This is a genomic window from Chthoniobacter sp., from assembly GCF_040003245.1.
Taxonomy (GTDB): domain Bacteria; phylum Verrucomicrobiota; class Verrucomicrobiia; order Chthoniobacterales; family Chthoniobacteraceae; genus Chthoniobacter.
The window spans coordinates 1-7842 of record NZ_JBDUCX010000292.1 but is presented as its reverse complement, the minus strand read 5'-3'; the positions used below and the strand labels follow the sequence as shown (position 1 = coordinate 7842).

Annotated in this window: 9 protein-coding genes and 2 pseudogenes; 4 read left to right on the top strand and 7 right to left on the bottom strand. The window is 62.6% G+C overall.

Features of this window, described 5'->3' with window-relative positions; translation table 11 throughout:
* From ABJF10_RS27280 to ABJF10_RS27270, 3 genes and pseudogenes are all read left to right on the top strand, one after another.
* Window positions 1-1305, top strand: a pseudogene (locus ABJF10_RS27280) (hypothetical protein); the annotation flags it as partial.
* A gap of 5 nt (window positions 1306-1310) precedes the next feature.
* On the top strand, window positions 1311-1742 hold the full coding sequence (locus ABJF10_RS27275; protein WP_348547784.1) for a hypothetical protein: 432 nt from the start codon (window positions 1311-1313) through the stop codon (window positions 1740-1742).
* A gap of 12 nt (window positions 1743-1754) precedes the next feature.
* Window positions 1755-1991, top strand: a complete 237-nt coding sequence (locus tag ABJF10_RS27270; RefSeq protein WP_348547783.1) for a hypothetical protein — start codon at window positions 1755-1757, stop codon at window positions 1989-1991.
* An 89-nt stretch (window positions 1992-2080) separates the two neighbouring features.
* Here ABJF10_RS27270 and ABJF10_RS27265 read toward each other — a convergent pair whose 3' ends face one another.
* Together ABJF10_RS27265 and ABJF10_RS27260 are read right to left on the bottom strand one after the other, a co-directional pair.
* The gene (locus ABJF10_RS27265) at window positions 2081-2938 is read right to left on the bottom strand and encodes a hypothetical protein (RefSeq protein WP_348547782.1); all 858 of its coding nucleotides are present in this window, start codon (window positions 2936-2938) and stop codon (window positions 2081-2083) included.
* Between the two features lie 208 nt (window positions 2939-3146).
* Window positions 3147-3662, bottom strand: a complete 516-nt coding sequence (locus tag ABJF10_RS27260) for a hypothetical protein (protein WP_348547781.1) — start codon at window positions 3660-3662, stop codon at window positions 3147-3149.
* Window positions 3663-3753: 91 nt separating this feature from the next.
* On the opposite strand from ABJF10_RS27260, the gene ABJF10_RS27255 reads away from it, so the two are divergent.
* Window positions 3754-4053: a Dabb family protein gene (locus ABJF10_RS27255; protein WP_348547780.1), complete on the top strand. Its 300-nt coding sequence runs from the start codon at window positions 3754-3756 to the stop codon at window positions 4051-4053.
* Here the strand turns inward: ABJF10_RS27255 and ABJF10_RS27250 are convergent.
* From ABJF10_RS27250 to ABJF10_RS27230, 5 genes and pseudogenes are all read right to left on the bottom strand, one after another.
* Window positions 4038-4397, bottom strand: a complete 360-nt coding sequence (locus tag ABJF10_RS27250) for a YbjQ family protein (RefSeq protein WP_348547779.1) — start codon at window positions 4395-4397, stop codon at window positions 4038-4040. The genes ABJF10_RS27255 and ABJF10_RS27250 overlap by 16 nt on opposite strands.
* A gap of 237 nt (window positions 4398-4634) precedes the next feature.
* The gene (locus ABJF10_RS27245) at window positions 4635-5693 is read right to left on the bottom strand and encodes a sulfate/molybdate ABC transporter ATP-binding protein (RefSeq protein ID WP_348547778.1); all 1059 of its coding nucleotides are present in this window, start codon (window positions 5691-5693) and stop codon (window positions 4635-4637) included.
* A 25-nt stretch (window positions 5694-5718) separates the two neighbouring features.
* Window positions 5719-6546: a sulfate ABC transporter permease subunit CysW gene (gene cysW, locus ABJF10_RS27240; protein ID WP_348547777.1), complete on the bottom strand. Its 828-nt coding sequence runs from the start codon at window positions 6544-6546 to the stop codon at window positions 5719-5721.
* Window positions 6547-6612: 66 nt separating this feature from the next.
* Complete coding sequence (locus ABJF10_RS27235; protein WP_348547776.1) at window positions 6613-7578, bottom strand: sulfate ABC transporter permease subunit CysT; 966 nt, start codon at window positions 7576-7578, stop codon at window positions 6613-6615.
* Between the two features lie 3 nt (window positions 7579-7581).
* A pseudogene (locus tag ABJF10_RS27230) lies at window positions 7582-7842 on the bottom strand (hypothetical protein); the annotation flags it as partial.

The window sequence follows — 7842 nt, the reverse complement described above, 5'->3', positions numbered from 1 at the left end:
CATCTCGCGGTGCGCAAGGAAACGCTCAAGGTGCTGGTCGTCGATTCGCAGCCGCGCTGGGAGTTTCGCTACCTGCGCAATGCGCTCATGCGCGACTCGGGCGTGGCGGTCAACGTGGTGCTCTATCACCCGGAGATCGGCATGGGTGAAGGCGCGGGCTATCTCAAGGAGTTCCCGGCCAAGCGTGAGGATTTGCAGGGCTACGACGTCGTGTTCCTGGGCGACGTGGGCATCGGCGGCGGGATGCTCACGCCGGAAAATGCGACCATGCTGCGCGGCCTGGTCGAGCAACAGGCCAGCGGGTTGGTCTTTCTCCCCGGTCCGCTGGGCCGGGAGAAATCGCTGGCGGATTCCGCGCTCGGCGACCTCATCCCGGTCGATACGGATTACGCCAAGGGCAGCGGCCTCGCCAGCGGCGCGGAGGCGCGGATGGATCTGACTTTCCGCGGGCGCGACCACTGGCTGACCATGCTCGCGACCGATCCCTCCGCCAACCAGGCGGTGTGGCGCGGGCTGCCGGGATTTTATTGGTATGCGCCGGTGGTCAAGGCGCGTCCGGGCGCGGAGGTGCTGGGCGTCCACGAAGCGGCCCGCAATCAGTTTGGGCGCATCCCGTTGCTCGTCACGCGCAGCGCGGGGAATGGCAAGGTGCTCTTCATGGGGACCGATTCCGCGTGGCGCTGGCGCAAGGGCGTGGAGGATACCTATCATTATCGATTTTGGGGACAGGTCGTGCGCTGGATGGCGCATCAGCGGCACCTGTCGCAGGATGAAGGCGTGCGCTTTTTCTACGCCCCGGAATCACCGAAGCGCGGCGACAAGGTGCGGCTCAACGCCACGGTGCTCGACAAGCTCGGCATCCCGATCAGCGAAGGCAAAGTAGCCGTAACGCTCACCGCGCCAAGCGGCACCAGCGAGACGATCGAGCTCGCCGCGGAGAACGCCGAGTGGGGGGTGCACACCGGGCAGTTTATCCCGCGCGAAGGAGGCAAGTATGAGGTGGAGGTGAAGAGCGAAGCAGCCCGCCGGCGCTTGAAGACCCAACTCGAAGTCACCGTGCCGACGCTGGAAAAGGTGGGGCTGCCGGCAAAGCTCGACGTCTTGCGCGAAATCTCCGCGCTGACCGCCGGCAAATTTGGCGGCCCGGCGGATCTCCCGCAGATGATCAGCGGGCTGAGCTTGTTGCCCGAGCGCAAGCCCGAGGAGCGCCGTTTCCGGCTGTGGTGCGATCCGTGGTGGTGCGCGGCGTTGTTAGGATTGTTTGTAGCTTATTGGGTAGGGCGGAAGATCGGCGGGCTGACGTGAAGAGGATGAAGTTCTATAGCTTGCTGCTCTGGGCACTTCTCGTCGCCATCACATCGGGTGCCAGCGACCCGGATCATCTCGTGCCGGTGAATCCTCATCAGCCATGGCTCACTCACTACGGTGATGCGGTTCATTCGTGCCTCAAGTTGGACCCCTATGACTACCTCCAAATGGTGATACTGCCTTCGTTCGTGGCAGAATCCGCCGTTTGTCTACGCTCGGGAAGTGGCGACCAGAAAATCGAGAATGCCGGGAAGATCGTCTTGGTCTACGCGGTGGCGACCGAAAACATTTTCTCCTCGATGCCCGAATCCAACCTGAAGAAAAAGCCCGAGGACGTCCCGGTCACGGTAACGACGGTCGAGTTCCCAAAGCCTCTCGCCCTGCGGCTCTACAAGCTCTGGTCGCGGATGCTGCTGCGCACACGTTATTCGTGACATCCGGCGAGTTTGTGGACCGATGGCACCTACTTTGAGTTCGGCTGGGAACGTCCGGGAGTAGGAGCCCAGTACGGCGAAGCCTATTTCCCGAGTCAGGCGAAGAGCCCGCTGCTCTTTTCCGATGTCGGGCTGGCTCTCATGGACTATGGCAAAGCCCCACCCAGCGAGCGCGAGGCGGTGGCGAAGAAGATCGAGAAGGCCGCGGCGAAGCTCGAACAATATCTCAACAAGCATTCGAGGAGTTAAGGCTCCGGGAGCGATGGGAGGAACAGGAAGAATGGGCGTAATGGGAAGTATGAGAAGGCTTGAGAGGCTTGATTTACCTTGATTTGGCTTCATTCGCCGGTGACGGGAACGCTCGTATCCTCGGCATTTTCCGGTGCGCTCACGGCCTCCGGTTGTTCCTCGCTGGCGGGCTCGGTGGCTTCCTCGTCGTCGGTATCGATTGGACGCGGCGGCAGGTCCGGGACGCCGATCTGACGGAGGACTTCCGCATTATTGGCGAAATAAGTGCGGGCGTTTTCCGCCCACGGCGCATCCAGGTCCCGCTTCTGGGCGATAGCCTCCACGTAGCACACACGGAGCATCCGCGCGTAGGATTTCACCTTGGCGACGTCCTGGTCGAGTTTCTCTTTCTGTTTGTCCCATTCCGCCTTTTCGACTGCCTTGCGACGGTCCCGCAGGCGTTGCTCGAGGATCTCCGTGCGCTGGCGGCGGTGGTCGCCTTGGCGCATCCGCTCCAGCTTGTCCGCGATGGCCAGCAAGGTACGGGTGCGCTCGGGGCTCTTGTCGGAGTCTTCCGCCTCGCGGAAAAGCTGGAGGAGCGTGAGCGCCATCCTGTCGGCCACCCGATCCAGAAAAGAGCGCGGATCATCCTCGGGCGAGACGTCGACCTCGTCCTCCAGGGCGGCGGCTTCGCCGAGGAAATCGCGGGCCGTCACGCGGGTGCGCTGGAAGCGCTGCCATTCCTGGAAACCGCCCAGCTTCCAGGCGCTCAAGTTCTGTTCGTTGATCGGCCGGCCCTCGAAAAAGACTTCCAGCATCTCCCGGACTTCCGGCAGGGCGTTGAGCTCTTTGACGAGGGCGCGGGCCGGTTCGCCATCCTGAAGGCGTTCGTTGAGCCAATCGCGAATGGCGAGCGGCAGGCGGGCGATTTTACCGAGACGGGTGGATTCGATGGCACTGATTCTCATGCGCACGATTATGCCCTCCCTTCCGGAAAAAAGTGCATTGGCCCATTGGCTCCATTGGCTCCATTGCGGAAAATTTTCCGCGATGACCAGTTTTCGCGGCACTTTCTTCGCCAGAGGCGGTTTCCTCGCCGCCTGACATCAGCGTGAAGAACTCACGAAAAGTGCGTGCGAGCGCGTCTTCACCCAGGCGCCACGGTCCTGCTTACCGCTAAAACGGCCAGTACCAGCGCTTCTTCGGCTCGGGGGCGACAGCCCCGTGTGGGACATTGGCGTCGGAGTCCTTCCACTCGATCCGGCCGGTGGACGCGTTGTAAACTCCCGTGGCGTGCGCAGGGCGCGGAGGAGCCGGAGGCGGAGGCGCCGCCGGTCCAGAGGATGCGTCGGCCGACTCGGCGGGCGGCGCCGATGGCTTGGGCTTCGACGAGCTGGAGGGTCTTGGCTGTTCCTGCTGCACCCATTGGTTGCGTTGCGCGTCCCAGTAGCGGGTATCGTTAAAACCGTTCGGCCCCGGCGTCGCCAGCGCGGAAGACACCGCCGCCGACTTCTTCTCCTGCGGCTTGCGCTTGCCGGCCGGCCATTCCCACTCCCCGGTCTGCGGATTGTAGACGCGCTCGTCGCGGCCCGTGCCGCCGTGGAAGAAATTGGTGATGGGGTTATCCAGCGAGTTGCACGCGGCAAGGAGCAGCGAGGCACTGGCGAGGAGGAGGACTGACGAAAGCTTCATGGATAGGGTTTTGCGGCGTTGCCGCCAGTGGACACATGGGATACCAAACTGCGCGTCAACAACCTTCAATCTATTAATCAACCTTCCCGCCATGTTTTCCCACGTTGTCATTTTCTGGACGAAACCTGAACTTCCGAACTCTACCGAGGAGTTGATCGCCGGGGCGGAGAAGTACCTGCGCCCGATTCCCGGAGTGGTGAGCTTTCACATCGGCAAAATGGTCAAGAGCCACCGCGATGTGGTCGACCAGACCTACCAGGTGGCGCTCAACCTCCAGTTCGAGAACAAGCAGCAGCAGGACGACTACCAGGTCCACCCGCTGCACATCGAGTTCGTCGAAAAGGCGTTCAAGCCGAACTGCGCCCGCGTCGTCGTTTACGACTTCGAGTAGCCGGGCACCTCAGGCACGGTCGCTTCCACCACCACTGCCGTGCCATAGCAGAGCACTTCGGTGACGCCCTGCATGACCTCGGTCGCGTCGTAGCGCACGCCGACGATCGCGTTCGCGCCCCGCTGTTGGGCATGCGCCATCATTTGCAAAAAGGCGTCCGACCGCGCCTTCTCGCACAACTCCGTATAGATTGTGATGTTGCCGCCCACGAGTGTCTGGAACGCCGCGCCGATATTGCCGACGATCGAGCGGGAGCGGACGATGATGCCGCGCACAATGCCGATCGTTTTCACCGTCCGATAGCCCACGAGTTCGAAAGTCGTGGTAGTCATGGAGTCATTCATGGCGACCAGTTTTTGCGGTGGTGGCGTAAATGCAAGACCGCAACGGACCCGGACTCAGAGGCGATTTAAACCGCCGAGGCGCAGAGGCGCGGAGATGAAGAGAGAAGGCCTGCGGATGACACGGATTTCAGAAGCGACGCTTCAACTCCTATACATCCGTGAAATCCGTGTGATCCGCGGTCAAAATCCCTTGTCTCTTTCCTTCCTCCGCGCCTCCGCGCCTCGGCGGTTTCTATTCTATCCCCTCGGGAAAACCCGGGCATCGCGCAGGGTGGCGAAAGCCGTCTCGCCGACCTTCAGCGCGAGATGTTGCTCCTCGATGCGCGGCACTTCAGCCTCGAATTCCTCGCCGTTGTCGGTGCGCCGCAATTCCAGGCGGGCGGTGGGACCGGCGGCGTGAATGTGCCGCACCGTCACCTCGAGGACCGGCTTGCCGTTCCTGGAACGGGCGAGCTGGATATTATGCGGGCGGACGTAGGCCACGGCATCCGTCTGGTCGCGCATTTCCAGCGGTGCGAGAAGATCGATCGCGCCGACGTGCACGCGGCCTTGCGCGACGTGGGCGCTGAGTGAATTCACGTTGCCGAGAAACTCGTTCACGAACGGCGTCGCGGGATGATCGTAGATCTCGCGCGGCGTGCCGATCTGCTCAATGCGCGCGTTGTTCATGACAACGACGCGATCCGCGACCTCGAGCGCTTCCTCCTGGTCGTGCGTGACGAAGACGCTGGTGATGTGCAATTCCTCGTGCAACTGCCGCAGCCAACGGCGCAATTCCTTGCGCACCTTGGCGTCGAGCGCGCCGAAAGGCTCGTCGAGCAGCAACACTTTCGGCTCGATGGCGAGCGCGCGGGCGAGAGCCACGCGCTGGCGCTGGCCACCGCTGAGTTGCGTCGGGTAGCGTTTTTCCAAGCCCTCGAGTTGCACCAGCTTGAGCAGGCTGAAAACGCGGTCGCGGATCTCGGCCTTCGCGGGACGCGTGCTGCGGGAGCGGACGTTGAGACCGAAGGCGACATTGTCCAACACGTTCATGTGCCGGAAGAGCGCGTAGTGCTGGAAAACGAAACCCACCTGGCGCTTGCGCACCGGCACTTCCGTGGCGTCCTGGTCGTGGAGCAAAACCCGGCCCGTGTCCGAGGTTTCCAGGCCGGCGATGATGCGCAGCAGGGTGGTCTTGCCGGAACCGGAAGGCCCGAGCAGGGATACGAGCTCGCCCTTTTCGATGCGCAGGTTCACCTGGTCGAGCGCGGTATAGGTGCCGAAGCGGCGGCTGATGTTTTGGACTTCGATGCTCATGGGAATGGGGATGGGCGGCAGTCGCTCACTGACCAGCGGCGGGGGCTACGGAACCGGAGAACTTCGACTCGACGATGGCCTTCAGCGCCAAAGTCACCAGCGCCAGCAACGCCAGTAATGACGCACAGGCAAAAGCCGCGACAAAGTTGTATTCGTTGTAAAGAATTTCGACGTGGAGCGGCAGCGTGTTGGTCTCGCCGCGGATGTGCCCGCTGACCACCGAGACCGCGCCGAATTCGCCCATGGCGCGGGCATTGCAGAGGATCACTCCGTAAAGCAGCGCCCATTTCACGTTGGGCAGGGTGACGTGCCAGAAGGTCTGCCAGGCATTGGCCCCGAGGCTCACCGCGGCCTGCTCTTCGTCGCTGCCTTGCGATTGCATGAGCGGGATCAATTCGCGGGCCACGAAAGGGAACGTTACGAAGATCGTCGCCAGCACGATGCCCGGCACGGCGAAGATGATCTTGATATCGTGCTCGCGCAGCCAGGGGCCAAACCAACCTTGCGCGCCGAAAAGCAGCACGTAGACGAGGCCCGAGATGACCGGCGACACCGCGAAGGGCAGATCGATGAAGGAAAGCAGCAGGCTCTTGCCCGGGAAGCTGAACTTGGTGATGCACCAGGACGCGGCGAGGCCGAACACCATGTTGAGCGGTACGGCGATCCCCGCGGCGAGGAACGTGAGGCGGATGGCGGACAGCGCGTCCGAGTCCTTGAACGCCGCGAAGAACATGTCCGAGCCTTTGCGGAACGCTTCCACGAAAACCGCCGCGAGCGGCAGGAACAGGAAGACGATGAGGAAAAGCAGCGTAAAGGTGATCAACGCCCCGCGAACCCAAAAGGATTCGGTCAAGGTATCCGTGGAAGGAGGCGGAGCCGCGGTCGGAGCGCGGAGTGGAACGGTGGCGGCCATGACAACTCAGACGGGGGCGGCGAAACGCTGCGAGGACAAGCGCTGGAGCAGATTGATCACCAGCAGCATCGCGAAGGAGATGAAGAGCATCACCACGGCCACTGCGGCGGCTCCCTGGTAATCGTACTGTTCCAGTTTCGAGATGATGATCAACGGGGTGATCTCGGTCTTCATCGGCATGTTGCCGGAAATGAAAACGACCGAGCCGTACTCTCCGATGGCCCGGGCGAAAGCGAGGGCAAAGCCGGTGAGCAGCGCGGGCCAGACCTCGGGCAATACCACGCGCAGGAAAGTAACCAGGCGCGTGGCGCCCAGCGTGGCGGCGGCCTGCTCGAATTCGGGATTCAGGTCCTCGAGCACGGGCTGCACCGTGCGCACGACGAAAGGCAGGCTGATGAATGTTAGCGCGATCGTCACGCCCAGGGGCGAAAAGGCGGTTTGGATCCCATCCTCGGGAATGAACCGGTCCACCCACTGGCCGAAGTCCACGGTAGAAGCATGACTGCCGGCATGGGCCAGCACCCCATCGATCCAGGAGAGCGGAGCGTGGACGATCTGCTTGAGGCCATCCGCCGTGAGCCAGCGGCCGATCCAGCCGCTCGGGGCGTAGATGGCAGTGAGAGCGATGCCGGCTACCGCGGTCGGCAGGGCAAACGGCAAGTCCACCAAGGAATCAATGATACGTTTCCCAGGAAAACGGTAACGCACCAGGACCCAGGCGACGACCAGACCGGCGACGGCATTGATGGAGGCCGCGATGAACGAGGCTCCGATACTGAGGCGATAGGAAGCCACGACGCGCGGCGCCGTGACGGTATGCCAGAAGAACTCCCATCCCCCGCCCGCCGCCTTCCAGAACAGCGCGCTGAGCGGGATCAGGACGATCAAGCTCAGGTACAGCAGCGAATAGCCGAGGGAGATTCCGAACCCCGGCAGGACGCGTTTCGCTCTGAGTGGCGAGAGAGCGGCCATTCTTTATATATCTGCTGCGTAGGAAATCATACGGCGATAGTGGCGCAGGATTTGTTCGAGCGCCAGGACGAATGCCTGGCGCTGCGCTTCCATCGGCGCGTGGTGGGGCGATTCCAGGATGATCTCGAACGGCGCCGGGGAGCTTCCCGGGGGCGCGGTGAGGATCCCGTCGTAGGCCGAATGAATGATGCCATCGACGGCGTGGAAACCGTCGATGATCGCCGCTTGGTTCACCGGCAGCGCCGCCTCCGCCGCAGCCAGCGC

Coding starts and splice junctions, on each gene's coding strand:
- ABJF10_RS27275 (WP_348547784.1), top strand. CDS start 1,311: ATGAAGTTCTATAGCTTGCTGCTCTGGGCACTTCTCGTCGCCATCACA.
- ABJF10_RS27265 (WP_348547782.1), bottom strand. CDS start 2,938: ATGAGAATCAGTGCCATCGAATCCACCCGTCTCGGTAAAATCGCCCGC.
- ABJF10_RS27260 (WP_348547781.1), bottom strand. CDS start 3,662: ATGAAGCTTTCGTCAGTCCTCCTCCTCGCCAGTGCCTCGCTGCTCCTT.
- ABJF10_RS27255 (WP_348547780.1), top strand. CDS start 3,754: ATGTTTTCCCACGTTGTCATTTTCTGGACGAAACCTGAACTTCCGAAC.
- ABJF10_RS27250 (WP_348547779.1), bottom strand. CDS start 4,397: ATGAATGACTCCATGACTACCACGACTTTCGAACTCGTGGGCTATCGG.
- ABJF10_RS27245 (WP_348547778.1), bottom strand. CDS start 5,693: ATGAGCATCGAAGTCCAAAACATCAGCCGCCGCTTCGGCACCTATACC.
- ABJF10_RS27235 (WP_348547776.1), bottom strand. CDS start 7,578: ATGGCCGCTCTCTCGCCACTCAGAGCGAAACGCGTCCTGCCGGGGTTC.